Source organism: Streptomyces globisporus, from assembly GCF_003501885.1.
Taxonomy (GTDB): domain Bacteria; phylum Actinomycetota; class Actinomycetes; order Streptomycetales; family Streptomycetaceae; genus Streptomyces; species Streptomyces globisporus_D.
Genome location: NZ_QWFA01000433.1, coordinates 1 through 529 on the forward strand (window position 1 = coordinate 1; position 529 = coordinate 529).

A 529-nucleotide genomic window follows, 5' to 3' on the forward strand; every position below is an offset into this window, starting at 1 on the left:
CTGATCCGACCGTACGGGCCCGCCCGCTCCCGTTCGGGGCGGGCGGGCCCAGGAGCGTACCGGGGACCAGGGGGTTACTTGAGGCCGCTGTTGATGGCCGTCACGAGTTCGCCGTTGGTCGTGTCACCGTTGAACTCCCAGAAGAACGCGCCGCCCAGGCCCTGGCTCTTGGCCCACGCCATCTTGGTGCCGACGGTTGCCGGGGTGTCGTAGCTCCACCAGTCGTTCCCGCAGTGGGCGTACGCCGTGCCCCCGACCGTGCCGGTGGCCGGGCACGATGTCTTGAGGACCTTGTAGTACTGGTTGCCGGGCTCGATTCCGGCGGCCGGGCCGGTGGCGGTACCGCCCGGAGCCGACTGGGTGACGCCCGTCCAGCCACGGCCGTAGAAGCCGATGCCGAGGAGCAGCTTGGAGGCCGGGACGCCCTTGGCCTTCAGCTTGGCGATGGCGTCCGCCGAGTTGAAGCCCTGTGCCGGGATGCCGGGGTACGAGGTCAGCGGGGAGTGCGGGGCCGTCGGGCCCTTGGCCG

Annotated in this window: 1 protein-coding gene; it reads right to left on the bottom strand. The window is 71.1% G+C overall.

Going from position 1 to position 529, the window contains the following annotated elements; genetic code table 11:
* Positions 1–74: 74 nt before the first annotated feature.
* A partial coding sequence (locus tag D3105_RS34170; RefSeq protein WP_133305757.1) for a glycoside hydrolase family 18 protein occupies positions 75–529 on the bottom strand: 455 nt, incomplete at its 5' end.